Origin of the sequence: Amycolatopsis sp. AA4 (assembly GCF_002796545.1) — a bacterium.
Lineage (GTDB): Bacteria > Actinomycetota > Actinomycetes > Mycobacteriales > Pseudonocardiaceae > Amycolatopsis.
This window is the reverse complement of record NZ_CP024894.1, coordinates 1,285,573-1,309,500: the sequence shown is the minus strand read 5'-3', so window position 1 is coordinate 1,309,500 and position 23,928 is coordinate 1,285,573. Positions and strand designations below refer to the sequence as shown.

Sequence of the window (23,928 nt, the reverse complement as noted above, 5' to 3'; positions counted from 1 at the left end):
CAGACCTCACATGTGGGGAACGTTGTCGGGAATGTCGTAGAACGTCGGGTGCCGGTACACCTTGTCGCCGCTGGGCGCGAAGAACGGGTCCTTCTCGTCCGGCGAGGACGCGGTGATGTCCGAGGCGCGAACGACCCAGATCGACACACCCTCGTTGCGGCGCGTGTAGAGATCGCGCGCGTGGTGCAGCGCCATCTCGTCGTCCGCCGCGTGCAGCGAACCCACGTGCACGTGGTTCAGTCCCCGCTTCCCGCGGACGAACACCTCGTACAGCGGCCAGTCGTGCTTCATGCCGAACCCTCTTTCTTGGCCGCGTGCGCCGCCGCGGCTTCCCGAACCCAGGCGCCTTCGTCGTGCGCGCGCCGCCGGTGCGCGATCCGCTGCGCGTTGCACGGGCCGTTGCCCTTGAGCACGTTCTTGAACTCGTCCCAGTCGACCGCGCCGAAGTCGTAATGCTCCCGCTCGGGATTCCACCGCAGCTCCGGATCCGGGAACGTCACCCCGAGCGCCTCGGCCTGCGGCACGGACATGTCGACAAAGCGCTGCCGCAGCTCGTCGTTGGTGTGCCGTTTGATCTTCCACGCCATCGACTGCGCGGTGTTCGGCGAATCCGCGTCCGGCGGGCCGAACATCATCAGCGACGGCCACCACCAGCGGTTCACCGCCTCCTGCACCATGTCCCGCTGCTGCTGGGTGCCGCGCATCATGGTCATCAGCAGCTCGTAGCCCTGCCGCTGGTGGAAGGACTCCTCCTTGCAGATCCGGATCATCGCCCGCGCGTACGGCCCGTACGACGACCGGCACAGCGGCACCTGGTTGCAGATCGCCGCGCCGTCCACCAGCCAGCCGATCACGCCGACGTCGGCGAAGGTCAGAGTCGGGTAGTTGAAGATCGACGAGTACTTCTGCCTGCCGTTGATCAGCTTGTCGGTGAGGTCCGCGCGGTCGGCACCGAGCGTCGCCGCGGCGGAGTACAGGTAGAGCCCGTGCCCGGCCTCGTCCTGCACCTTCGCCAGCAGGATCGCCTTGCGCCGCAACGAAGGCGCGCGCGTGATCCAGTTGCCCTCCGGCTGCATGCCGATGATCTCCGAATGCGCGTGCTGCGCGATCTGGCGGATCATCGTCTTGCGGTAGCCCTCGGGGATCCAGTCGCGCGGTTCGATGCGCTGGTCCCGTTCGATGGTGTGCTCGAACAGGGCTTCCAGTTCCGGCTCTGCCACAGCGGTCACGGCTGCTCCTTCGAGACGAGGGTGAGCACGTCGTACTTCGCGACCGAGTCGCCGTCCTGGTTGGTGACGTCGGCGTCCCAGCGGACTTCGCCGTACTCCTGGTCGATCCGCGGCGTGATCTGCTTGGCGGTCAGGGTGACCGTCAGCTGGTCGTCCACCTTCACCGGCGTGAGGAAGCGCAGGTTCTCCAGGCCGTAGTTGGCCAGCACCGGGCCCGGCTCGGGCGAGACGAACAGGCCCGCGGCGAACGAGACGACCAGGTAGCCGTGCGCCACGATGCCGCCGAACAGCGGGTTCGCCGCGGCCGCCGCCTCGTCGGTGTGCGCGTAGAAGGTGTCGCCGGTGAATTCGGCGAAGTGGTCGATGTCGGCGCGGGTAACGGTGCGCGGGCCGGCCACGACGGTGTCGCCGATGCTCAGCTCCGCGAGCGACTTGCGGAACGGGTGCTCGCCTTCGACGCGCGGACCGCCCTCGACCCACCGGCCGGTGACGGCGCCCAGCACCTTCGGGCTGCCCTGCACGGCCGTGCGCTGCATGTGGTGCAGCACGCCGCGGATGCCGCCCATCTCCTCGCCGCCGCCCGCGCGGCCGGGACCGCCGTGCACCAGCTGCGGCATCGGCGAACCGTGCCCGGTGGATTCCTTGGCGTCCTCGCTGTCGAGCACGAGCAGGCGGCCGTGGTACGGCGCGACGCCCAGCACGATCTCGCGCGCGAACACCGGGTCGCCGGTCACGACCGACCCGGCCAGGCTGCCGCCGCCGCGGGCCGCGAACTCGATGACCTGCTTGACCGACGTGTACGGCATCAGCGTGGAGACCGGGCCGAACGCCTCGACCTCGTGCGGTTCGGCGCGCTCCGGGTCGGCCTTGAGCAGGATCGGCGAGATGAACGCGCCGGTCGCCTCGTCGCCGTCCACGACGTCGACGTGGTCCGGGTCGCCGAAGACGATGCTGCCCGCGTCGAGCAGCGCCTTCAGCGAACGACGTACTTCTTCCCGCTGCTCCAGGCTGGCCAGCGCACCCATCCGGACGCCCTCGGCGTTCGGATTCCCGACCGTCACCTTCGCGAGCCGGGCGCTGACCGCTTCGGCGACGTCGTCCAGCATCTCGGCCGGGACGAACGCGCGGCGGATCGCGGTGCACTTCTGGCCCGCCTTCACCGTCATCTCGGTGGTCAGCTGCTTGACGAAGAGGTCGAACTCCGGCGTCGACGGCCGGGCGTCCGGGGCGAGGATCGAGCAGTTCAGCGAGTCGGCCTCGGCGTTGAACCGCACCGAGTTCCGCACGATCGCCGGGTGCGCGCGCAGCTTCTGCGCGGTGGACGCGGAACCGGTGAACGACACCAGGTCCTGCGCGGTGACGTGGTCGAGCAGGTCGCCGACGCTGCCCGCGACGAACTGCACCGCGGCATCGGGGAGGATGCCCGATTCGACGATCAGCTCGACGAGCCGCGCGGTCAGGTACGCGGTCTGGCTGGCCGGTTTGATCAGACTCGGCACCCCGGCGAGGAACGCGGGCGCGAACTTCTCCAGAGGACCCCACACCGGGAAGTTGAAGGCGTTGATCTGGATCGCGACGCCCTGCAGCGGAGTCGCGATGTGCTGCGCGACGAACGTCCCGCCGCGACTCAGCGGCTCGACCGCGCCCTCGACGTACACAGTGTCGTTCGGCAGCTCGCGCTTGCCCTTCGAGCCGTAGCTGAACAGGACGCCGATGCCGCCGTCGATGTCGAACTTCGAGTCACCGAGCGTCGCACCCGTGCGCGCCGACAGCGCGTACAGCTCTTCGCGGTGCTCGCGCAAGTGCGAAGCGAGCGATTTCAGCAGCGCGGCCCGCTGGTGGAACGTCAGCTTCCGCAGCGCCGGACCGCCCACCTTGCGGCCGTAGTCGAGCGCGGCGGCGAAGTCGATCCCCTCCGACGAAATCCGGGCCACTTCCTCCCCGGTCGCCGCGTCGTGCAGCGGGACGCCCTCGCCCGGCGCCGTGTGCCATCCCCCGGAGACGTAGCTGCGGAGCAGAACCATGCCGACCCTCTCGCCGAATTACCAACCGGACGTTCAGTAATTCGCAGGATAGCCGTTCTCCCCACTGATCGGAACCCCCGCATTGCTTGACACCGCCTGAATCGCGGCCTTTACTGGGCTCGCGCCGGGATTACCGGCCATTCGGTCAGTAAGTCACCGTCCCGGAGGCCTAGCTCGTGACCCGCAACGCCGCGCACGCCATGTTCGACACCGACGAGGCGTCCCGCTCCCTCGGCATCGAACTCGTCGAGGCGGCCGACGGCCGCGCGGTGGCCACGATGAAGGTCACCGAGACGATGGTCAACGGGCACGACATCGCCCACGGCGGTTACGTGTTCCTGCTCGCCGACACCGCTTTCGCCCTCGCCTGCAACACGCACGGGCCGGTCACCGTCGCCGCGGGCGCGGAGATCTCGTTCGTCGCCGCCGGAAAACTGGGCGACCACCTCGTCGCGACGGCCGCCGAGCGCACCCGCTACGGCCGCAACGGCATCTACGACGTCACGGTGCACCGGGAGACCCCCGGCGGGCCCGAGGTCGTCGCCGAATTCCGCGGCCGCAGCCGCGTCATCGAGAAGACCCGGGAAACACAGTGACTCCGCAGACTGCAGACCTCGCCGAAACCGTCAGCGCCGACGAGCTGGCCTCGCTACAGCTGGAACGGCTGCAGTGGACCCTGCGGCACGCGTACGAGAACGTCCCGCTGTACCGCAAGAAGTTCACCGAAGCCGGCGTGCACCCGGACGACTGCCGCGAACTGGGCGACCTGACGAAGTTCCCCTTCACCACCAAGGCCGACCTGCGCGAGAGCTACCCGTTCGGCATGTTCGCCGTGCCGCAGGACCAGATCCGCCGGCTGCACGCGTCCAGCGGCACCACCGGCAAGCCGACCGTCGTCGGCTACACCGAGAAGGACCTGGACACCTGGGCCACCGTGATGGCCCGCTCGATCCACGCGGCGGGCGGACGGCCCGGGCACAAGGTGCACGTCGCGTACGGATACGGCCTGTTCACCGGCGGTCTCGGTGCGCATTACGGCGCGGAAAAGCTCGGCTGCACCGTGATTCCGGCGTCCGGCGGCATGACGGCCCGGCAGGTCCAGCTGATCACGGACTTCAAGCCGGAAATCATCATGATCACGCCGTCGTACATGCTGACGCTGCTCGACGAATTCGAGCGCCAGGGCGTGGATCCGCGAGCAAGTTCGCTGAAGGTCGGCATTTTCGGCGCGGAACCGTGGACCGAGCAGATGCGGTCCGAGATCGAAGAACGGTTCGACCTGGACGCGGTCGACATCTACGGCCTGTCCGAGGTGATGGGCCCGGGCGTCGCGCAGGAATGCGCGGAAACCAAGGACGGCCTGCACATCTGGGAGGACCATTTCTTCCCCGAGGTGATCGACCCGTTCACCGAACAGGTGCTGCCCGAGGGCGAACGCGGCGAACTGCTGTTCACCTCGCTGACCAAGCAGGCGCTGCCGATCATCCGCTACCGCACGCGCGACCTGACCCGCCTGCTGCCCGGCACCGCGCGTCCGGCCTTCCGCCGGATGGAGAAGGTGACCGGCCGCAGCGACGATCTCATCATTTTGCGCGGCGTCAACGTTTTCCCGACGCAGATCGAGGAAATCGTCCTGCGCACCGAGGGATTGAGCCCGCACTTCCAGCTGGTCCGCTCGACCCGCGGCCGCCTGGACCACCTGACGGTGCGCGTCGAAGCCCGCGCCGACACCACCGCCGAGGGCCGTTCGCTGGCCGCCTCCGCGGTGGCCGCCGGAGTGAAGGACGGTGTCGGCGTAAGCGTTTCGGTGGAGGTCGTGGACCCGGACACGCTGGAGCGCTCGCTCGGTAAAATGCGCCGCGTGCTGGACGAACGCTCGTGACCGCCCCCGCCCGCCGCGGCCGGCCTGGCTACGACCTGGAGTCGCTTCTCCAGGTCGCGGTCAAGCTTTTCAACGACCGCGGTTACGACGGGACCAGCATGGAGGACCTGTCGCGCAAGCTCGGCATCACGAAATCCGCGATCTACCACCACGTTCCGAGCAAGGAAGAGTTGCTGCGGCTGGCGGTGGACCGGGCTTTGGACGGGTTGTTCGAGGTCGCGGAATCGACGGAGGCGCTCGACGGCCGTGCGATCGACCGCTTGGAGCATCTGGTGCGCGGGAGTGTGCTGGTGCTGGCGGACCGATTGCCGTTCGTGACGTTGCTGCTGCGGGTACGGGGTAATACGAAAGCCGAGCGGGCGGCGTTGGCGCGACGGCGCGAGTTCGACCATCTGGTAACGGATTTGGTGAAACAGGCGGAAGCCGAGGGAGACGTCCGGCCGGACATCGACCCGGCAATCGCCGCGCGGTTGCTGTTCGGCACGGTGAACTCGCTGATCGAGTGGTATCGCCCGCGGCGAGGTGCGTCGCCGGAGGAGCTGGCGGACGCGGTGTGCAAGATGGCGTTCGACGGGTTGCGCGCTTGATCCGATTTTGTGCCGTGCGTACGGAATTCTCGCTACGCTGACGGCATGGATCTGGGGGAGATCGGGCGGACGCTGGCGGAACGGCTCCGAGACTGGGCAGGCAGCGGCTGGTCCGACGCGGTGTTGCAGCTTTCGATGGGCACGTCAGGAAGCGTGGCCGCGTGGACCGACCAACCGGATCAGCACAACGGGCGCGCCCTCATCGACATTCTGCACGGTGCTTACCCACAAGACCGCCCTCCTGCGGCGTATGAGGTGCAGCTGCGTGCCGACGGCACTTACCGATTCGCGACCAGCGCCGACGCCAGCACCCTCGCTCCGGTCCGCTTCGAGTTCGATCCGGACTTCCGCTGCCCGCAGCGCCCGGCGCCGGGCATGCCGCGACCGGCGGGCATCGAACCCACCAGCGCTCCGACCGACCCCGCCGCGGTGCGAGAGGTCAGTGCGCTCGTCGAGGAATTCGCTGAGCGATACACCGCGATCACCGGCCACGCGCCGGACTGGGAGCCGGGGCGGAGCGAAGAGGAGATCGCGGCCGCCGAAGCGCGGATCCAGGCGCGGCTGCCGGAGGACCTGCGAGCGCTCTACCGGTTGATCGGCTGGGACTCCGGCGAAACCGGGTTGCTCGGCTACTACGCACACGACTCGCTTGACACTGTGGTCGAGAACTACCACTACAGCTTGCCTGGCGCATACCGCGGTGCCGCCTTCGACCCACCGCCGCACAGTGCGGACGTGGTGTTCGAAGCGGTGCCGCCGAGTCGGATCAAACGCTTGTCTCGCAACGACTGGTGGCTTTCTTTCGGCGGGAACCACAGCGACCAGTGGATCGCGGTCGATCTCGATCCCGCGGAAGGCGGCCGGTCCGGGCAGGTGATCGAACACGGCGACGAGGTGGCGCGGCTGCTCGCATCGTCGGTCACCGAGATGCTCGCCGACGTCGTGGCCGCCCTTCGCGCGGGCCGGTTCACTCGCCATGAAGGCGATCCCCGGCTCGAGATCCAAGCGGCCTTCCACGACGTCCCCTACGAGAACCACGTGCTTCTCGTCCGCGATGTCGCGAAACTGGACTTGGCCGCCGAGATCAGCACCGAGGATCCGGAAGTGGTGCAATCCTGTCACCTGAGCGACGGCATCGACGTCGATCTGGCAACGCTCGAACCGCTGGGCGGGCTGCGCGAGCTCGGGGCCCATCGCATGAGAACCGTCGTCCCGAACGTGGCCGGGCTGCCGCTGCTGGAATCCCTCACCATCTCCGCCGCCCGGGTCGGCCTCGACGCGCTCGTCGGTCATCCGACGTTGTGGGACCTCACCCTCCACCATCTCGCCCACCCGGTCGACCTCTCCCCGCTGGCCACCCTGCCGAACCTCACCCGGCTCGCCATCGATGGCCTCGACATTCCGGCCATCGACCAACTGGTGCAACTCAAAGCCCTGCGCGTGCTCACCCTCGACGCCACCCAGCTCACCCGCCTCCTGGCCACCGGCCACCGCCTTCCCCAACTGGCCGCGCTCACCATCACCGGCCGGGTCCTTCTCGCCGAAGCGGTCGGATTCCTCCGTCAGCTCCGCGGGGCCGACGTCCACCTCGAAGAGTTCACCGGCTCGCTCCGCCCATCCGATTGACCCGTTTATCGCCACACAGCTTCGAAATCGGGGTCGGAGATCGCCGTCAGAAAGTCGGCGGCGTCGAATACCTCGCCTGGAGCCAGCGCGCCGGAGCCGCGGTACCGGCCGTCGAGGAGCCGGACAACCGCTTCAGCCAGGAGCGGTGCGGTCGTGGCGTAGATATCGCGCCCAGTCGCGATGCCACGACGCGTCGATGGCCCGGAGCCGACCGTGACCTCGACGGCGAAGCGTTGAGCCGAGCGTCCGTTCGGGGCCGGGGTGTCCGGGTCGCGGAGATCGTTGAGCGGAGCGGTGTTCAGCCAGGAACGCAAGGATCCCACCTTGAGGTGCCGGTGGATGGTGACGACCTCGGAGAACGGCAGCTCCACAGTGGACTGTGCGCCGATCGGCTCCGGGAAGTCCCATTTCCCGGTCGCGGGCGGGGCGGAGATCGTGACCAGGGCGCCCTCGCGGAGCACCAGGCGGGGCGCGGTGTTGCGGGCGCCGGTGACCCGGGTTCCCTCCGTGGGCCACCACCGGTCGAGGCCGATGGCGACCTCGACCTCATCCGCGGACGTCTCCGAGCCGAGCACGGCGGTGAGGAGCAAATCGGCCAATCCCCCGTAGAACGCCATGGCGGGCACCACCACCGTTCCCGCCGCGCGGGCGGGCGCGTCGAGTTCCCGGTAGAGCTGCTGGACGGCTGGCTGCTCAGCGGTGACGTCCAGGTAATGAGCGCCGGTCTCGACCGCGGCCTTCGCGAGCGGGAGCGCGGTGTCCAGAAACGGGCCAGCGCAGTTGATCACGACCGCGACGTCCTGAAGGAGTGCCCGCAGACCGGGGCCGTCGTCGATGCTTGCCGCACGCCGGTCCAAATCCGCGAACTGTGCGAGGCGCGCGAGACTGCGGCCCGCGACGATTGGCTGAAAACCGCGGCGCAGCAACTCCTCGACTACGAACTTTCCGGTGTGCCCGCTGGCACCGTAGACGAGGACGCGCTGGGAATCTGTCATAACGTCGAGTCTGGACACTCCCGCACGCCGAGGTGAGTGTCTGAAAGGACGAGTTGCGTACAGTATCGGACATGCCTCGACTGGTGCTCGTCCTCCATGAGCACGCGATGCTGTACGAGGTCGCGATCGCGGCCGAAGTCTTCGGCGTCGACCGTTCGGACCTCTCCCCCACCGGCGCCTGGTACGACGTCGTCGTCGCCTGCTCGGAACGGTCGCCGCGGCACTGGCTGCCGCATCTGCCCGCGATCGGCGTCTCGGAGATCGGCGAAGCCGCCGACCTGATCGTGGTCCCCTCCACGGATTCCCCCGGCGAGGAGATCGACCCGGCGCTCGCGGCCGCGCTCCGGGAGGCGCACGCGAGCGGGGTCCGGATCGCGGCGCTGTGCACCGGTTCGTTCGTCCTGGCCGAGGCGGGACTGCTGGACGACCGGATCGCGACCACCCACTGGATGCACGCCGACGACCTGGCCCGCCGCTACCCGCGCGTGCGAGTGCGCGCCGACGTGCTTTACGTCGACGAGGGCGACATCCTCACCTCGGCGGGCAAAACGGCCGCTCTCGACCTGTGCCTGCACCTGGTGCGCCGGGACTTCGGCGCGGCGGTCGCCAACGACCTCGGGCGACGGCTGGTCGTTCCGCCGCATCGCCATGGCGGGCAGGCGCAATTCGTGTCCCCGCCGCCTTCTCCCGAAGGTTCCGGCCTCGCACGCACCGCGGAATGGGCGCGGGCGCGGCTGGACCAGCCGCTCACGGTCGTGGACCTCGCGCGCCACGCCGGTCTCAGCTCCCGCCAGCTCGCCCGCCGGATGCACGCCGAGTTCGGTTCCGCACCGTTGAACTGGTTGCACCAGCAGCGGATCGCGCGGGCGCAGGAATTGCTCGAGCGCACCGATTCCTCGGTCGACCAGATCGCCGCGAGCTGCGGAATGGGCAGCGCGGCCACCTTGCGCCGCCACTTCCGCGCCGCGCTCGGCGTCTCGCCCTCCGAATACCGCGCGACATTCCGGCTCGCCTAAGGCGTTTCCTCCCGAGCCGGAGCGGGCATCGTCACCACGAATCCCGTACTCCGGCCCACGTCGTCGAGCAGCCAGCCCATCCGTTTGACCGTCCGCAGGATCAGCGCCGAATCCACCACCGACAGCGGCGCGAGGTCCTGTTCCAGGTGTTCCTGCATCCGCATCGATTCCTCGATCGACCGCATCCACGTGGTCACCAGAAGATTCGCCGGACCGGGCAGACTCGCCATCTGCCGCACGGTCGGGTTGGCCCGCAAGCGATCCACGCACGTCGACACGTGCGCCACCGGGACCTGGCACCACCAGTTGACCACGATCGGCGACGGCGTGAGGCCCTGCGCGATCTCGCAGCGGAACGTCAAGGCGTCGGCGCTCAGCAGGTGGCCGAGCTGGCGGCGCACAGTGGAAACCGGGCGTCCGGTGATCCGGGCCAGGTCGGCGGCGCTGCGTCGGCCGTCCTCGCCGAGGGCCACCGTCAGTGGCGCGTAAGGCTCTTTCCACGGCTGCAGTTTGGCTGTCCGCCCGCCGCCGATGGACGGAAGCTGCGAGAGCGCCTGCACGCGCCGCCGGTCGAGCGCGCCGACTCGCCATGAGCTGCCTTCGACGTGCAGCCGCGACGCCAGGTGCGAGCGGGTGTTGAGCACTCCGGGCAGGCTGGGGATCGCGTCCAGCAGCAGCGCGGACAGGTCACGCAGGCCGAGGCCGAAAACGGTCAGCACCAGGCTGTATTCGCGCGAAGCCTCCTCGATGCTGGCCACCGAAGGCCACGTCGACAGCTCCCGGATCAGCTCGCGCACCTGTCCGCTCGCGCAGCGGATTTCCACATACGCGGCCTGCACCTGATACAGCCCGGGCACGTGCGGATACGCCGTCACCCACGCCGCTCCCCCGTCGCGCAGCCGCTCCCAGCGCCGGGCCAGCGTCACCGGGGAGGAGTCGAGCGCCGCGGCCAGCTGCGTCCAGGTCGCACGGGGGCGCAGTTGCAAGGCGTGGATGAGCGAAAAGTCTTCCTCCTCCAGTGAGTCGATCATTGTTTCTTCTCCAGAAGGCGGGTTCGCGAGCGATTCCGACAACTCTAACCCGATATCGGACGTGAGTTCGCACACTCGACCACCAAGACGCCGTTCCCCGACGAAGAGGAGCCGAGCCGGTGGACCTCCACGAAGACGCCCGCAGCCAGCAGGACGACCTGGCGCAGCTGCGCCGCGAACTGCACCGCGAGCCCGAGATCGGCCTCGACCTGCCGCGCACCCAGGAACGCGTCCTGCGCGAACTCGACGGGCTCGGGCTGGAGATCTCGACCGGAACGGAAACGACCTCGGTGACCGCCGTGCTCCGCGGCGAGGGTTCGGCCCGCGACGCGACTGAGCCGCGCACGGTCCTGCTGCGGGCGGACATGGACGCGCTCCCGGTCCAGGAGGCGACGGGGCTCGATTTCGCCGCCACCAACGGCGCGATGCACGCGTGCGGCCACGACCTGCACACCACGTCGCTGGTCGGCGCGGCTCGCCTGCTGCACACCCACCGCGACCGGATCAACGGCGACGTCGTCTTCATGTTCCAGCCCGGCGAAGAAGGCTGGGACGGCGCGGGCGTGATGCTGAAGGAAGGCGTGCTCGACGCCGCCGGCCGCCGCGTGGACGCCGCGTACGGGCTCCACGTCTTCTCGTCCATGCTGCCCAGCGGCCAGTTCGCCAGCCGTCCGGGGACGCTGATGTCCGCCTCGCACAAGCTGCTCGTGACCGTGCACGGCGAAGGCGGGCACGGGTCGATGCCGCACCGCGCCAAGGATCCGATCTCGGCCGCCGCGGCGATGATCACCGCGCTGCAGACGATGATCACGCGCCGCCTGGACATCTTCGACCCGGCCGTGCTGACCGTCGGCGTCATCCGCGGCGGCACGAAGCGCAACGTCATCCCCGCGACCGCCGAGTTCGAAGCCACGGTTCGCTGCTTCTCCGACGACACCGCCGCGCTGCTCGACACCACGATCCGCGAGACGATCGACGGCGTCGCGCGGGCGAACGGCGTCACCGCGGACGTCGTGTTCGAGAACGAATATCCCGTGACCGTAACGGATGTCGACGAGACGGCGTTCGGCGCGGAGGTCGTCCGCGAGACGATCGGCGAGCAGTACTACACCGAGCTGCCCAACCCGGTCGCCGGTTCCGAGGACTTCTCCCGCGTGCTCGCCGCGGTACCGGGCACGTTCCTCGGCCTCGGCGCGCTGATGCCGGGTCTCGAACCGCACACCGCGCCCAACAACCACAGCCCGTACGCCGATTTCGACCCGTCGGTGCTGTCGCGCGCCGCGACCGTCTACGCCGAACTCGCCGTCCGCCGTCTCGACCGTTTCGCCGAAGGAGCACTGCGATGACTTCTGTGGTCCCAGACCGTCGCCGCACCCTGTTCGGGCTCGGTGCCGGCAACGCGATGGAGTGGTTCGACTGGAACGTCTACGCCACGTTCGCGTCGTTCTTCGCCGCGCAGTTCTTCAACTCCCGCAGCGCGGTTTCGGCGCTGCTGAGCACGCTGGCGGTGTTCGCGGTCGGCTTCGCCGCGCGGCCGATCGGCGGCTGGGTATTCGGCTGGATCGCCGACCGCAAGGGCCGTCAGCTCGCGATGGCGCTGACCGTCGCGATCGCCGCCGCGGGCAGCCTGGTCATCGGCCTTTCCCCGACGTACGGGCAAATCGGCGTGTGGGCGTCGGTGATCCTCGTGGTCGCGCGGCTGGCCCAGGGCCTCGCGCACGGCGGTGAGCTGCCGTCCGCGCAGACCTACATCGCCGAGGTCGCCCCGCCGGCCCGGCGCGGACTGTGGTCGAGCCTGATCTACTTCTCCGGCACCTGCGGCGTGCTCGTCGGCACGCTGCTCGGCGCGGTCCTCTCCGGCGTGCTGACCCACCAGCAGATGGTCTCCTTCGGCTGGCGGATCCCGTTCGTCCTCGGCGGCGTTTTCGGCCTCTACTCGCTCTACGTCCGGCTGCGCATGCGCGAGACCGAGGTCTTCCAGGCGGCGAAGGAGAAGGGCCAGATCTGGCAGACGATCAAGCAGAACCCGAAGCTGCTCGCACAGGTCGTCGGGCTGACCGTCGGCGCGACGGTCATCTACTACATGTGGGCCGTCGCCGCTCCGTCGTACGCGATCACTGTTCGCGGAGTCGAACCGACCGGCGCGCTGTGGGCCGGCGTGGGCGCGAACGTGGTCTTCCTGATCGCCTTGCCGCTGTGGGGCAAACTGTCCGACCGCATCGGCCGCAAACCGGTGCTGTTCATCGCGATCGCGGGCCTGCTCCTGCTGAGCTTCCCGCTGAACGCGATGGTCGGGCACCAGGCGTGGCAGCTGTTCGTGGCGATGTCGATCGCGCTGCTGTTCATGGCCGGGTTCTCCTCCATCGGCCCGGCGGTCTACGCGGAGATCTTCCCGACCCGAATCCGCGCGGTGGGCGTCGGCGTGCCGTACTCGATCGCGGTCGCGGCCTTCGGCGGCACGGCGCCGTACCTGCAGACTCTGTTCGCCAAGAACGGACATCCGTCGCTGTTCGTCGTCTACGGGATCGTGCTGATGGTGATCAGCGCGCTGGTCACGTTCACGCTCCCGGAGACCCGCGGCGCGGACCTGCGGGAGAAGACGGAGAAGGCCGACCGGGCGGTCGTCAGTCCATAGTGGACTCAAGGTCCGTGAGGGGAACCCTGGGGGACTCTGAGTCCCTCAGGGTTCCCCTCACGGACCGTTCGAGTCCCCGCTGTCCGTCTGAGTCTCGCCCAGTTGCCACCACAGCGCCGCGCGCAGCTGTTCGATCAGCGCCTCGTCGTCCTCCTCGCTCGGCTCCGCGCCCAGCGGGACCCAGCGCTCCTCCACGAGTTCGCCGTCGTCGTAGCTGCTGATCAGTATCCCCGGATACGACACCGTCAGCTCGTCTTCCGGGCAGCCGGTCGCGCACGGCCGGTCGTCCATCCGGACGTGGCGGCAGTGCATCCGCACCCCGACCCACCGGCCGGGCGGCCGAGGCTGCTGGTCCGTGCCGTCCATCGCCCGCTCCCGCTCGCCCCAGGTCCCCCGGCTGATGGGTCGCGGCCGGGGCGGCCGGAGTTACCGGCCGGTTGTTCCGGTTGGGTAACGGCATCCGGCGCCGTCGCCTCCGCGCCGTGTTGACAACGACCTCGCCCGGCGGCGAGGCTGGCCCGGTGAGCAGCGGAACCCGGCGGCGGCTGGACCCCGCCGAGCGCCGGGCCGAGATCCTCGCCGCGGCCCGGCGGTGCTTCGGCGCGGGCAGCTACTCCTCGGTGTCCACTTCGGACATCGCGGCGGCCGCGGGGGTGGCCCGGCCGCTGATCAACCATTATTTCGGCGGCAAACGCGAGCTGTACCTCGAAGTGGTGCGGCAGATGACGATCGTGCCCGCCCCGGTCGTCGACGCGCTGCCGGAAGGGCCGCCCCGCTTGCGCCTGGAGATCGGCATCGACCGGTGGATCGACGTCGTGGAACGCAACCGCGACGCCTGGCTGACGGTGATCGACGCGGCGCACGACCCGGAGGTCGAGCAGATCATGCGGGAGGCGGACGAGATCGCCGCCGACCGCGTGCTCGCCGCGGCCCTGCTGCCGGAGAACGGACATCCGCAGCTGCGGGCGATGATCCGGGCGTACGGCGGGATGCTGCGCGCGGCGTCCCGGGAATGGCTGGTCCGCGGCACCCTGGAGCGGGCCGAACTGCGCGCGTTCCTGGTGGAATCGCTGGTGCAGCTGCTGGAAACCACCTACCCGGCCGTGCTGGCACAGCAGACCTCCGGAGCGGGCAGCACCGGCTGACCCGTCCGGAACGCGGGCAGGATCGTCACGACCGCGGCCACCGCCGTCGCGGCGCCGAGAACGATCGGCGCGCGCAAGCCGTACGGCTCGATCAAGCCGGCTCCGACCGACGAACCGAGCATGACCCCGAGCGTGATGAACGACGAGTGCACCGTGTTGACCAGCGGACTGGTGTTCCCGGCGCGTTGCACCCGCACCGCCATCGCCGGGTTCATCGTCACGCCGGCCAGCCCGATCGCGAGCAGGAACCCCAACGCCGCCGCGGGCACGTCCGTGAACAGGGCGAAGCCGGTGAGGAAGACCGCGTTGAGAAGGGTGCCCACCGCAAGCGTCGAAACGGTGTGCCGGTCAGCGAGCCTGCCGACGACGCTGTTGCCGATGACCGTCGCCGCGCCGTAGCCGAGAAGCAGCAGCGGGACCGCGCCCGGCGAGAATCCGCTGACCTCGGTCAGGATCGGGGTGAAGAAGCTGAACGCGGAAAACGTCGCGCCGATGATCAGCGTGCTGGAGACGAGCGCGAGAAGCAGCTTCGGACGCCGGAAAACGCGGAAATCCGCGGCTTCCCGGCGCACGGCCCGCCCGGGATCGCGCACCTGGAACTGCGTCAGCAGGGCGGCGAGCACGGTGAGCAGGGTGATCGTCCAGAACGCCGCCCGCCAGCCGTACTGTCCGCCCGCGAACGTCGCCAGCGGGAGCCCGAGCAGGGTGCCGAGCATCAGGCCGTTCATCGCGACGCCGATCGCCCGGCCGCGCACGCGTTCCTCGACCAGTTGCCCGCACAGGGAAATCGCGATGCCGAAGAACGCTTGCGACGCCACGCCGCTGATCACGCGAGCGACCACCAGCACCGAGTATGTCGTCGCGAGCGCAGCGAGCACGTTTCCGGCCAAGAACACGGCGAAGACGACCATCAGCGCGGCTTTCGGCCGGATCCGCAGCAAGGCCAGCGTCAGCACCGGACCGCCGACCGCCATGGCGACCGCGAAGACGGTGATGAGATAGCCGATGCGCGCGACATCGACGCCGAGTCCGGCGGCGAGCTGCGGCATCAGCCCGGCGACCGCGAATTCGCTGGTGACCATGGCGAAGATGCCAGCGGCCAGTACATAGACCGCGGACGGCACTCGAGACATGGGAAACCCTTTCGGTAACGATCGGTTCAAAACCTGGCCGGCGCGAAGCCGGAAGGGACGGGCTTACGGACGAAGCGCCCGGGCGGCCGCCTGGACGATGTCGGCCAGCCGGGCCAGCGGCGCACCGCCTTGAGCGGAGATCCGCAGCCCCGCGACGCTGGCGTTCACATACGCGGCCAGCCCCTCCGCGGGAACCTCAGCGGTGACTTCGCCCGCCGCCTGACCCGCCCGCAACAGGTCGGTCAGCAAACGCAGCCGAGCGTCGGTGTCGCGGGCGACCTGCTCCAGAAACTCCGCGTTCCCGGTGTCGCCCGCCAGTTCCGCGACGGAGTTGACCGCGAGACATCCGCTCGGTGCCCCGGTGCTCGACCGCTCGGCTTCCTCGAGGACCACCTTCGTGAGGTAAGCCTCGATTCGGGACACCGCGTCGCCCTTCTTCGCGATCACCTCGGCGGTGGCCCGCGCCGTCGCGTCGAGATAGCGGGCCAGGCATTCCGAGAACAGCGCGCCTTTGCTGCCGAAGGTGTTGTACAAGCTGCTGCGGCCGAGACCGGTTGCCTGGCACAGTTCCTCGGCACTGGTCGCGTGAAAGCCTCGCCGCCAGAACAACTCAGTGGCGGCGGTGAGCACTTGCTCGCGATCGAAGGTGCGCGGTCGAGCCATGCGGGCAGCCTACGACATTATGTAACGAGGTGTCCATAACGGGGGCGGTCAGCGGTTGCGCCGGGCGTACGCGGCGGGAGTCGTGCCAGTCCAGCGCTTGAACGCGTAGATGAAGCTCGACGCCTCGGCATAGCCCAAGCGCAAAGCGACGTCGTCGACCGACAGCACGCCGGTGTCGAGCATTTCCTCGGCGAGGGTCTGGCGGACCTCGTCGAGCAGCTGGCGGTAGCCGGTGCCCGCTTCGGTCAGCCGCCGTCGGAGGGTTCGCGTGCTGAGCGTGAGCTGGCGGGCGATCTCGTCCATCCCGGCGTCCGCGCCGCCGAGCCGCACCAGCCGTTCCCGCACCAGTTGCGGAACTCCCGATCGCGCGCGGCGGCGAGCGACGAGGGCGTCGCATTGCGCGGCGCACAACGCGACGGTTTGCTCGTTGGCCTGCGGCAACGGGAGGTTCAACAGCTCCGGATCAAGGATGACCTGATGCTCGGCCGCCCCGAAAGCCGGGCTGATCCCGAAGGCGGTCCGGTACGCGTCCACAAAGGACGACGACGGAAACCGGAACTCCAGCCCCGCCAGGGAGATCTCCGGCAGCAGGTCCCGCATGACCGTGCAGATCGCGGACAGGTCGCGCAGCGCGAGGAACCGGGCGACGTCGCCCGGCACCCGGGAATCGTCCAGTACCAGGCGGAGGCCGCTGGCGTCCACTTCGACGTGCGGGATGCAGAAGGTGAAGGACAAATCCAGGTACCGCAACGCGAACACCATCGCGTCGCGCATCGTCGGACTGCTGATGCAGGCGAAACCGAAGATGCCGAACGTCGTCACGCGGTACCGGCAGCCGAGGCTGAGCGCGACGTCGTCGCCCGAGCCGACCGACGACAGCAACGCGCGCACCACAGCCAGCTCCTGCCGCGCGTCGAGCTGGCGGTCCGGCGCGCGCAGGTCCTCGACCGGGCCGCCGGGGAGCGAGACGCCGCGTTCCTCGGCGAACCGGTGCATGAGCAGCACACTCGCCGTCCCGCGCGGGTAGTCCCAGTCGCGGATGGCGGGTGCGGCTAGCTCGGCCATGGCCGGAATTATGGATCAACCGGCCGCCCGCGTGCCGTTCGAGGGCCGAAAATTGTCGGGGTCGCTCGTTAAGCTCCCGCCGTGCGCCTTTCCCACCGCGTCCTCAACCGCGCGACCCTCGACCGGCAACTGCTCTTGAAGCCCGCCAAGATGCCGGTGCTCGACGCCGTCGCCCACCTCGCCGGGCTGCAAGCGCAAGCGCCGTTTCCGCCGTACTACGCGCTGTGGTGCCGCTTGCAAGGGTTCCAGCCGGACCAGCTCTCGAGCCTGCTGCTCGACCGCAGCGTGGTGCGGATGGTGTTGATGCGCGGCACCGTGCACCTCGTCCCGGCCGCCGACGCGCTCGCCTGGCGGCCGGTGGTGCAGGTCGTCATGGACCGCGCCCTGACGGCGGCCAACCAGCACCGGGAGCCGCTGGCCGAACTCGACCACGACGCGGTGGCGAAAACGACCGCCGAACTGCTGCGCGAACGGCCGTATTCGAGCGATCAGCTCGGCAAAGCGCTGGTCGAGCACTATCCGGAGACGCCGGCCGCGTCGCTGATGTTCCTGGTCCGCGCCGTCCTGCCGCTGGTGCAGATCCCGCCGCGCGGCGTGTGGGGCAAGGCCGGGCAGCCGACCTACCAGGTCGCGCACCACTGGCTCGACGGCGTCGCCGCGCCGGAACCGTCCGCCGCCGAGCTGATCCGCCGCTATCTCGCCGCGTTCGGCCCGGCGACGGTGGCCGACATGCAGACCTGGGCCGGCGTCACGAAGCTCGGCGAGGTGGTCGAGGGGATGGAGCTGCGCACGTATCTCGATCCCGAGGGCCGCACGCTCTACGACCTGCCGGACGCCGCGCTGCCCGACGAGGACACGCCCGCGCCGACGAGGCTGCTCGGTCCGTTCGACCAGACGCTGCTGTCCTACGCCGACCGCACGCGGCTGATCAGCGACGAGCACCGCAAACGCGTGATCACGATCAACGGCCTGGTCAAGGGCACCCTGCTGGTCGACGGCCAGGTCCGCGGGAGCTGGGAAACCACGGCCACCCGCGGGTCGGCGACGCTGGTGCTCACGCCGTTCGAACGGATCGCGAAACGCGACACCGCCGCGCTGGAGAGCAGCGCACGGAAGCTGCTCGCCTGGGCCGAGCCCGGCAAAACGCACGAGGTCCAGGTCGTGCCCGGGTAGCCGCGTCCGCTGGCCGGAATTCTCGATCGGGTGGCCGTTCGTGCCCTTCCGCACCGGCGGCCGCCTGCGTAGCTTCGGCCTATGGACGACACCCCGTCGGTGCTGATCGTGGGCACCGGATTCGGCGGCATCGGCGCCGCGATCGAGCTGAAGCGCGCCGGTTTCCCGAACGTCACGATCCTGGAGCGGGCGGCCGAACCGGGCGGCGTGTGGCGCGAGAACACCTACCCCGGCGCGGCCTGCGACATCCCGTCGCCGCTGTACTCGTTCTCCTTCGAGCCCAACCCGGACTGGCCGAAGCGGTACGCGATGCAGCCGGACATCCACGCCTACCTCAAGCGCGTGATCGCGAAGTACGGCATCGAACCGCACATCCGGTACGGCCGCGAAGTCACGTCCGCGACCTACGACAACGGCCGCTGGCGCGTCGAGACCGCGCAGGGCGAAACCTTCGAGGCCGACGTCTTCGTGCCCGCCGTCGGCCAGCTGTCGCGGCCCGCCTTCCCCTCGATCCCCGGCCGCGAGACCTTCGCCGGCGAGGCCTTCCACTCCGCGGAGTGGAACCACGAGATCCCCTTGGCGGGCAAGCGGATCGCGGTGATCGGCACCGGGGCGAGCGCGATCCAGTTCATCCCGGAGATCCGCAAGGAAGCCGCGCACGTCACCGTCTTCCAGCGCACGCCGCCGTACGTCATGGCCAAGAACGACGGCCGCTACAAAGCCTGGCAGAAGCGGCTTTTCCGCCGCCTGCCGAAGACGCAGCTGTTCGGCCGCGCCCGGATCTTCCTGCTCGCCGAGTACGCGACCTACGGCATGACGAAACACCCGGTGCTGACCAAGATCTTCGAGCTGCGCACCGCCCAACTGCGCCGTCGTCACCTCAAGGACCGCACGCTGCGCCGCAAGGTCAAACCAAATTACCCGTTGGGCTGCAAGCGGATCCTGTTCACCAACGACTACCTGCCCGCCCTCGCCCAGCCGAACGTCTCCGTCGAAACGTCCTCGATCAAGGAGATCACCCCGCGAGGCGTGCGCACCGCGGACGGCGTGGAGCACGAGGCGGACGTGCTGATCTACGGCACCGGCTTCAAAGCGACGGAATTCCTCGGCCCGATGAAGGTGTTCGGCCGCGACGGCCGCTCGCTGGCGGAAGCGTGGAGCGGCGGGGCGCGGGCGTACCTCGGCCTGACGGTCCCGGGGTTCCCGAACCTGTTCTGCATCTACGGCCCCAACACCAACCTCGGTGCGGGTTCGATCATCTACATGATCGAGCGGCAAGCCCGCTACCTCCGCCAGGCCGTCGAGCATCTCGCCCGGCCGGACGTCGCGGCGCTGGAAGTGCGGGCCGAGGTCGAGGAGCGCTACGACCGCGAAGTGCAAGCGCGGCTTTCGCACAGCGTCTGGAGCGGCTGCACGAGCTGGTACCGGCAGGAAAACGGCCGGGTGAGCACCAACTGGCCCGGGCTGGTCACCGAATACGACCGCCGGACCAGGGCACTCGACCCGGCCGACTACCTGGTGCGCGCGGTCAGGGCAGGTTCTTCAGGCCCGCGCTGACCGTGTTGGCGAAGGAGTAGCCGTTCGACGCGTCCCAGTTGATGGACCAGGTCATCGCGCCGCGGAACTCCGGGTACGTGGTCGACGGCTTGAACGAAGCGCAGCCGGTGCCCTTGGCCATGCAGTTCATGGCCGACACGACGTTCGACGGCGACTGGTACCCGCCGCCCGCCGCCGAGCCTGAGGCCGGCAGCCCGAACGCGACTTGGTCGGCCCGCAGGCCGCCCTGCAGCTGGATGCACGAGAGCGCGGTGAGGAAGTCGACCGTGCCCTGGGAGTAGACGTTCCCGTTGCAGCCGTTCATCGCGCCCGAGTTGTAGTACTGCATGTTGACGACGGTGAGGATGTCCTTGACGTTGAGCGCCAGCTGAAAGTAGCCGCCCTGGGTGGACTGCATGTCGATCGTCTGCGGCGCCATCGTGATCACCGAGCCTCCGCCGTCGTGGATGCTGCGCAGCGCCTGGCCCATGTAGGTGGCGTTGATGCCGTTCTCCAGGTCGATGTCGACGCCGTCGAAGCCGTACGTGGAGATCAGCTGCTTCACCGAGTTGGCGAAGTTGCTCGCCGAGGAGCTGTCGCCGACGCTGATCGTGCCCTTCTCGCCGCCGACCGAGATGATCACCTTCTGGCCGCGTGCTTGCACGGTCTTGATGTCGGCGCGGAACTGCGCGTCGGTGTAGCCGCCGAGCTTCGACGACAACGCCGGGTCGAGCGTGAAGCTCACCGCGCCGGGCGTCGTGGTGGCGTCGGCGAAGGCGATCGCGATGACGTTGTACGTCGTGGGCACGTCCGCGAGCTTGAGCGTCTTCGCGCCGTTGTCGAAGTTCTGCCAGTAGCCGGTGAGGATGTGCTTCGGCAGGTCGCCGTTGTGCGGCGGCGTGCTCGTGGTCGTGGTCGTGGTGGTCGTCGTCGGCGGCGTGGTCTGGGTCGTCGACGTGGTCGGGGTCGTGGAGGTCGTGGGCGGGGTGCCCGGGCCGTCGAGGTTCACGTCGTCGGCGAGGTAGGCGGGCTGGCCGTACCAGCCGTGCAGGTACACCGTGAGGCTCGTGGACGAGCCGGTGGTGAAGCTCAGGCTGAGCTGCTGCCAGCCGGTCGTGCCGGGCGTCCAGGTGTTCTGCGTGGCGGAACCGGAAACGCCGAGGTAGACGTAGCTGCCCTGGACCCACGCGGAAAGCTTGTACGCGGTGTTGGGCGCCACGGTGACCTGCTGGGAGCACTGCCCGGTGTCGGAGCCGGACGGCGCCGCGCTCAGCGAGTGGCTGCCGTCGTGCGCCTGGGTCGTGACGACCGACGCGGTGCCGGTGCAGGTCCAGCCGGAGAGCGAACCGCTCTCGAAGCCGGGGTTGGCGAGGATGTTCGCGGCCGACGCGCTGCTGGTGCCGAGGGCCAGCGTGACACCGAGCGCGAGAGCGACCGAGGCCAGCAGGGACACCAGGGCAGGCAGCCGCCGGGGGGACGGGTGTGGGGACACGGGCAGACCTCCGCAGGGGCAGTGAGCCAGATCACCTCAAAATGGACTAGACCAATACGGATGTCAAGAAACTTCCGGAGGTGCTTCGGCGGGCCATGCGCGGCGCGCCGGGCGGGCAGCGGCACAATGCAGGCTCGGAGCAACCCGAGACGAAGCAGGAGCCTGGTTTTGAGCGTGCAGTCGGTCGAGCAGCGGATCGCCGAAGAGCTGGGGGTGCGCGAAGGGCAGGTCAAGGCCGCCGTCACCCTCCTCGACGAGGGGTCCACGGTGCCGTTCATCGCCCGGTACCGCAAGGAAGTCACCGGAGAGCTGGACGACGCGCAGCTGCGCACGCTCGAGGAGCGGCTGCGCTACCTGCGCGAGCTGGACGAACGCCGCGCCGCGGTCCTGGAATCCATCCGGAGCCAGGGCAAGCTGGACGAGGCGCTCGAGGCGCAGATCCTCGCCGCGGACACGAAGTCGCGGCTGGAGGACATCTACCTCCCGTACAAGCCGAAGCGGCGGACGAAGGCGCAGATCGCCCGCGAGGCCGGGCTGGAGCCGCTGGCCGACGGCCTGCTGAACGACCCGACGACCGACCCGCAGGCGGCCGCCGCGGTATTCGTCGACGCGGACAAGGGCGTCGCGGACGCGCAGGCCGCCCTCGACGGCGCGCGCGCCATCCTGGTCGAGCGCTTCGCCGAGGACGCCGACCTGATCGGCGAGCTGCGCGAGAAGATGTGGGCCGAGGGCCACCTGTCGTCGAAGGTCCGCCCGGGCAAGGAGACCGACGGGGCCAAGTTCTCCGACTACTTCGACTTCTCCGAGCCCTACACCAAGCTCCCCTCGCACCGGATCCTCGCGATGCTGCGCGGCGAGAAGGAGGAGATCCTCGACCTCACGATGGAGCCTTCCGAGCCGGTCGCCGAGGACGCCCCGGTCCGCGTCGGCCCGACCGAGTACGAGCAGCGCATCGCCGCCCGCTTCGGCATCAGCCAGCAGGACCGTCCGGCCGACAAATGGCTCGGCGACACCGTGCGCTGGGCCTGGCGCACGAAGATCCTCCTGCACCTGGGCATCGACCTGCGGATGCGGCTGCGCCAGTCGGCCGAGGACGACGCCGTGCGCGTGTTCGCGGCCAACCTGCGCGACCTGCTGCTGGCCGCCCCGGCGGGCACCCGCGCCACGATGGGCCTCGACCCGGGCTTCCGCACCGGCGTGAAGGTGGCCGTGGTCGACGCGACCGGCAAGGTCGTCGACACCCACGTGATCTACCCCCACCAGCCGGCGAACAAATGGGACCAGTCGATCGCCGAGCTGGCGGTGCTGGCCAAGAAGCACAACGTCGACCTGATCTCGATCGGCAACGGCACCGCCTCGCGCGAAACCGACAAGCTGGCGATCGAGCTGATCAAGAAGCACCCGGAGCTGAAGCTCACCAAGGCGGTCGTGTCCGAGGCGGGCGCGTCGGTGTACTCGGCGTCGGCGTTCGCTTCGCAGGAACTGCCGGGCATGGACGTCTCGCTGCGCGGCGCGGTCTCGATCGCGCGGCGGCTGCAGGACCCGCTGGCCGAGCTGGTGAAGATCGACCCGAAGTCGATCGGCGTCGGCCAGTACCAGCACGACCTGTCCGAGGTGTCGCTGTCGCGTTCGCTGGACGCGGTGGTCGAGGACTGCGTGAACGCGGTCGGCGTGGACGTGAACACCGCGTCCGCCCCGCTGCTGACGCGGGTTTCGGGCATCACGACGTCGCTCGCGGAGAACATCGTGGCGCACCGCGACTCCAACGGCCCGTTCCGCACCCGGACCGCGCTGAAGGAGGTCGCGCGGCTCGGCCCGAAGGCGTTCGAGCAGTGCGCGGGCTTCCTCCGCATCCCGGACGGCGACGACCCGCTCGACGCGTCCTCGGTGCACCCCGAGGCGTACCCGGTGGTGCGGCGGATCCTCGATCGCACCGGCACCGGCATCCGCGAGCTGATCGGCAACGCCCGGACCCTGCAGTCGCTGAAGCCGGCCGAGTTCGTCGACGAGACCTTCGGGCTCCCGACAGTCACCGACATCCTGGCCGAACTGGAGAAACCGGGCCGCGACCCGCGTCCGGCGTTCAAGACCGCGACCTTCGCCGAGGGCGTCGAGAAGATCGCCGACCTCAAGCCGGGCATGCGCCTGGAGGGCGTGGTGACGAACGTGGCCGCGTTCGGCGCGTTCATCGACGTCGGCGTGCACCAGGACGGCCTCGCGCACGTTTCGGCGCTGTCGAAGAACTTCGTGAAGGACCCGCGCGACGTCGTGAAGCCGGGCGACATCGTGAAGGTGAAGGTGCTGGACGTCGACGTGCCGCGCAAGCGGATCTCGCTGACGCTGCGCCTGGACGACGAGCCCGGCGCGGGCAACAACCGAGGCGGCGGCCGGGACCGGGACCGCGGCGGCCAGGGTGGCGGCGGTCAGCGCCGGAACCAGCCGCAGCAGCGCGGGGGCGGCGGCCGGGACCGTCGCGACTCCGGAGGCGGCGGCGCGATGGCGGACGCGCTGCGGCGCGCCGGATTCGGCAAGTAGCACGCCCCAATGCCACATTGGGTGCATCTGACGCACCCAATGTGGCATTCGGTGCGTTGAGCGCACCCAATGCCACATTGGGGTTGGTTCAGCGGGCGGGCGCTGCCGAGGGCGTCCCCCAGCCGATGGTCGCGGTCCGACGCTGCGAACGTCCGTGAAGG

Annotated in this window: 21 protein-coding genes; 11 read left to right on the top strand and 10 right to left on the bottom strand. The window is 69.4% G+C overall.

Annotation, left to right across the window (positions count from 1 at the left end):
- Positions 1–6 precede the first annotated feature (6 nt).
- Genes paaB through paaZ form a run of 3 tightly spaced genes read right to left on the bottom strand, consistent with a single transcriptional unit; the run spans position 7 to position 3,253 of the window.
- On the bottom strand, positions 7–291 hold the full coding sequence (gene paaB, locus CU254_RS06285; protein ID WP_009073848.1) for a 1,2-phenylacetyl-CoA epoxidase subunit PaaB: 285 nt from the start codon (positions 289–291) through the stop codon (positions 7–9).
- Positions 288–1,229 (bottom strand): 1,2-phenylacetyl-CoA epoxidase subunit PaaA, encoded by a 942-nt coding sequence (gene paaA / locus CU254_RS06280; protein ID WP_009073847.1) that lies wholly within the window; start codon positions 1,227–1,229, stop codon positions 288–290. The genes paaB and paaA overlap by 4 nt, the downstream gene beginning before the upstream one ends.
- Positions 1,226–3,253: a phenylacetic acid degradation bifunctional protein PaaZ gene (paaZ, locus tag CU254_RS06275; protein WP_009073845.1), complete on the bottom strand. Its 2,028-nt coding sequence runs from the start codon at positions 3,251–3,253 to the stop codon at positions 1,226–1,228. The genes paaA and paaZ overlap by 4 nt, the downstream gene beginning before the upstream one ends.
- Positions 3,254–3,453: 200 nt before the next feature.
- On the opposite strand from paaZ, the gene paaI reads away from it, so the two are divergent.
- The 4 genes from paaI to CU254_RS06255 are packed head-to-tail and all read left to right on the top strand — an operon-like array spanning position 3,454 to position 7,348.
- Positions 3,454–3,849, top strand: a complete 396-nt coding sequence (paaI, locus tag CU254_RS06270; RefSeq protein ID WP_037716697.1) for a hydroxyphenylacetyl-CoA thioesterase PaaI — start codon at positions 3,454–3,456, stop codon at positions 3,847–3,849.
- Positions 3,846–5,135, top strand: coding sequence for a phenylacetate--CoA ligase PaaK (paaK, locus tag CU254_RS06265; protein ID WP_009073841.1), 1,290 nt, complete (start codon positions 3,846–3,848; stop codon positions 5,133–5,135). The genes paaI and paaK overlap by 4 nt, the downstream gene beginning before the upstream one ends.
- Positions 5,132–5,722 (top strand): TetR/AcrR family transcriptional regulator, encoded by a 591-nt coding sequence (locus CU254_RS06260; protein WP_009073839.1) that lies wholly within the window; start codon positions 5,132–5,134, stop codon positions 5,720–5,722. The genes paaK and CU254_RS06260 overlap by 4 nt, the downstream gene beginning before the upstream one ends.
- 45 nt (positions 5,723–5,767) lie before the next feature.
- Positions 5,768–7,348, top strand: coding sequence for an SMI1/KNR4 family protein (locus CU254_RS06255; protein WP_037712731.1), 1,581 nt, complete (start codon positions 5,768–5,770; stop codon positions 7,346–7,348).
- 5 nt (positions 7,349–7,353) lie between these two features.
- Here the strand turns inward: CU254_RS06255 and CU254_RS06250 are convergent, their stop codons facing one another.
- On the bottom strand, positions 7,354–8,343 hold the full coding sequence (locus CU254_RS06250) for a trans-acting enoyl reductase family protein (RefSeq protein ID WP_037712728.1): 990 nt from the start codon (positions 8,341–8,343) through the stop codon (positions 7,354–7,356).
- Positions 8,344–8,414: 71 nt separating this feature from the next.
- Between CU254_RS06250 and CU254_RS06245 the strand changes: the two genes are divergently transcribed.
- The gene (locus CU254_RS06245; protein WP_009073834.1) at positions 8,415–9,359 is read left to right on the top strand and encodes a GlxA family transcriptional regulator; all 945 of its coding nucleotides are present in this window, start codon (positions 8,415–8,417) and stop codon (positions 9,357–9,359) included.
- Here the strand turns inward: CU254_RS06245 and CU254_RS06240 are convergent.
- The gene (locus CU254_RS06240) at positions 9,356–10,390 is read right to left on the bottom strand and encodes an Lrp/AsnC family transcriptional regulator (protein WP_009073832.1); all 1,035 of its coding nucleotides are present in this window, start codon (positions 10,388–10,390) and stop codon (positions 9,356–9,358) included. The two genes, CU254_RS06245 and CU254_RS06240, sit on opposite strands and share 4 nt — an antisense overlap.
- A 119-nt stretch (positions 10,391–10,509) precedes the next feature.
- On the opposite strand from CU254_RS06240, the gene CU254_RS06235 reads away from it, so the two are divergent.
- Together CU254_RS06235 and CU254_RS06230 are read left to right on the top strand one after the other, a co-directional pair.
- Positions 10,510–11,736 carry a M20 family metallopeptidase gene (locus CU254_RS06235; protein ID WP_009073830.1) on the top strand — a complete coding sequence of 409 codons (1,227 nt, stop codon included), beginning with the start codon at positions 10,510–10,512 and terminating at the stop codon, positions 11,734–11,736.
- Positions 11,733–13,025, top strand: a complete 1,293-nt coding sequence (locus CU254_RS06230; protein WP_009073828.1) for an MFS transporter — start codon at positions 11,733–11,735, stop codon at positions 13,023–13,025. The genes CU254_RS06235 and CU254_RS06230 overlap by 4 nt, the downstream gene beginning before the upstream one ends.
- Before the next feature lie 57 nt (positions 13,026–13,082).
- On the opposite strand, the gene CU254_RS06225 is transcribed toward CU254_RS06230, so the two are convergent.
- Positions 13,083–13,391 (bottom strand): hypothetical protein, encoded by a 309-nt coding sequence (locus CU254_RS06225; protein ID WP_009073826.1) that lies wholly within the window; start codon positions 13,389–13,391, stop codon positions 13,083–13,085.
- A gap of 155 nt (positions 13,392–13,546) precedes the next feature.
- On the opposite strand from CU254_RS06225, the gene CU254_RS06220 reads away from it, so the two are divergent.
- Positions 13,547–14,170, top strand: coding sequence for a TetR/AcrR family transcriptional regulator (locus CU254_RS06220; protein WP_037712726.1), 624 nt, complete (start codon positions 13,547–13,549; stop codon positions 14,168–14,170).
- Here the strand turns inward: CU254_RS06220 and CU254_RS06215 are convergent.
- The 3 genes from CU254_RS06215 to CU254_RS06205 form a co-directional block, all read right to left on the bottom strand.
- Complete coding sequence (locus CU254_RS06215; protein WP_009073823.1) at positions 14,119–15,303, bottom strand: MFS transporter; 1,185 nt, start codon at positions 15,301–15,303, stop codon at positions 14,119–14,121. The two genes, CU254_RS06220 and CU254_RS06215, sit on opposite strands and share 52 nt — an antisense overlap.
- Positions 15,304–15,366: 63 nt before the next feature.
- Positions 15,367–15,966: a TetR/AcrR family transcriptional regulator gene (locus tag CU254_RS06210; protein ID WP_009073821.1), complete on the bottom strand. Its 600-nt coding sequence runs from the start codon at positions 15,964–15,966 to the stop codon at positions 15,367–15,369.
- A gap of 48 nt (positions 15,967–16,014) precedes the next feature.
- Positions 16,015–17,031 carry an AraC family transcriptional regulator gene (locus CU254_RS06205; RefSeq protein WP_009073819.1) on the bottom strand — a complete coding sequence of 339 codons (1,017 nt, stop codon included), beginning with the start codon at positions 17,029–17,031 and terminating at the stop codon, positions 16,015–16,017.
- An 81-nt stretch (positions 17,032–17,112) separates the two neighbouring features.
- Here CU254_RS06205 and CU254_RS06200 point away from each other — a divergent pair, with 81 nt between their 5' ends.
- Both CU254_RS06200 and CU254_RS06195 read left to right on the top strand, forming a co-directional pair.
- The gene (locus CU254_RS06200; RefSeq protein WP_009073817.1) at positions 17,113–18,204 is read left to right on the top strand and encodes a winged helix DNA-binding domain-containing protein; all 1,092 of its coding nucleotides are present in this window, start codon (positions 17,113–17,115) and stop codon (positions 18,202–18,204) included.
- Positions 18,205–18,285: 81 nt separating this feature from the next.
- Positions 18,286–19,761, top strand: a complete 1,476-nt coding sequence (locus tag CU254_RS06195; protein ID WP_009073815.1) for an NAD(P)/FAD-dependent oxidoreductase — start codon at positions 18,286–18,288, stop codon at positions 19,759–19,761.
- Here the strand turns inward: CU254_RS06195 and CU254_RS06190 are convergent.
- Positions 19,733–21,232, bottom strand: coding sequence for a chitinase (locus CU254_RS06190; RefSeq protein ID WP_037712721.1), 1,500 nt, complete (start codon positions 21,230–21,232; stop codon positions 19,733–19,735). The genes CU254_RS06195 and CU254_RS06190 overlap by 29 nt on opposite strands.
- 168 nt (positions 21,233–21,400) lie before the next feature.
- Between CU254_RS06190 and CU254_RS06185 the strand changes: the two genes are divergently transcribed.
- The gene (locus CU254_RS06185) at positions 21,401–23,767 is read left to right on the top strand and encodes a Tex family protein (RefSeq protein ID WP_037712718.1); all 2,367 of its coding nucleotides are present in this window, start codon (positions 21,401–21,403) and stop codon (positions 23,765–23,767) included.
- The last annotated feature ends 161 nt before the right edge of the window (positions 23,768–23,928 follow it).

What these genes read in the sequence shown, in the direction of transcription:
- CU254_RS06215 (WP_009073823.1), bottom strand. Translation starts at nt 15,303, where the DNA reads ATGTCTCGAGTGCCGTCCGCGGTCTATGTACTGGCCGCTGGCATCTTC.
- CU254_RS06255 (WP_037712731.1), top strand. Translation starts at nt 5,768, where the DNA reads ATGGATCTGGGGGAGATCGGGCGGACGCTGGCGGAACGGCTCCGAGAC.
- CU254_RS06195 (WP_009073815.1), top strand. Translation starts at nt 18,286, where the DNA reads ATGGACGACACCCCGTCGGTGCTGATCGTGGGCACCGGATTCGGCGGC.
- CU254_RS06240 (WP_009073832.1), bottom strand. Translation starts at nt 10,390, where the DNA reads ATGATCGACTCACTGGAGGAGGAAGACTTTTCGCTCATCCACGCCTTG.
- CU254_RS06230 (WP_009073828.1), top strand. Translation starts at nt 11,733, where the DNA reads ATGACTTCTGTGGTCCCAGACCGTCGCCGCACCCTGTTCGGGCTCGGT.
- CU254_RS06225 (WP_009073826.1), bottom strand. Translation starts at nt 13,391, where the DNA reads ATGGACGGCACGGACCAGCAGCCTCGGCCGCCCGGCCGGTGGGTCGGG.
- paaB (WP_009073848.1), bottom strand. Translation starts at nt 291, where the DNA reads ATGAAGCACGACTGGCCGCTGTACGAGGTGTTCGTCCGCGGGAAGCGG.
- CU254_RS06205 (WP_009073819.1), bottom strand. Translation starts at nt 17,031, where the DNA reads ATGGCCGAGCTAGCCGCACCCGCCATCCGCGACTGGGACTACCCGCGC.
- CU254_RS06245 (WP_009073834.1), top strand. Translation starts at nt 8,415, where the DNA reads ATGCCTCGACTGGTGCTCGTCCTCCATGAGCACGCGATGCTGTACGAG.
- paaZ (WP_009073845.1), bottom strand. Translation starts at nt 3,253, where the DNA reads ATGGTTCTGCTCCGCAGCTACGTCTCCGGGGGATGGCACACGGCGCCG.
- paaI (WP_037716697.1), top strand. Translation starts at nt 3,454, where the DNA reads ATGTTCGACACCGACGAGGCGTCCCGCTCCCTCGGCATCGAACTCGTC.
- CU254_RS06210 (WP_009073821.1), bottom strand. Translation starts at nt 15,966, where the DNA reads ATGGCTCGACCGCGCACCTTCGATCGCGAGCAAGTGCTCACCGCCGCC.
- CU254_RS06250 (WP_037712728.1), bottom strand. Translation starts at nt 8,343, where the DNA reads ATGACAGATTCCCAGCGCGTCCTCGTCTACGGTGCCAGCGGGCACACC.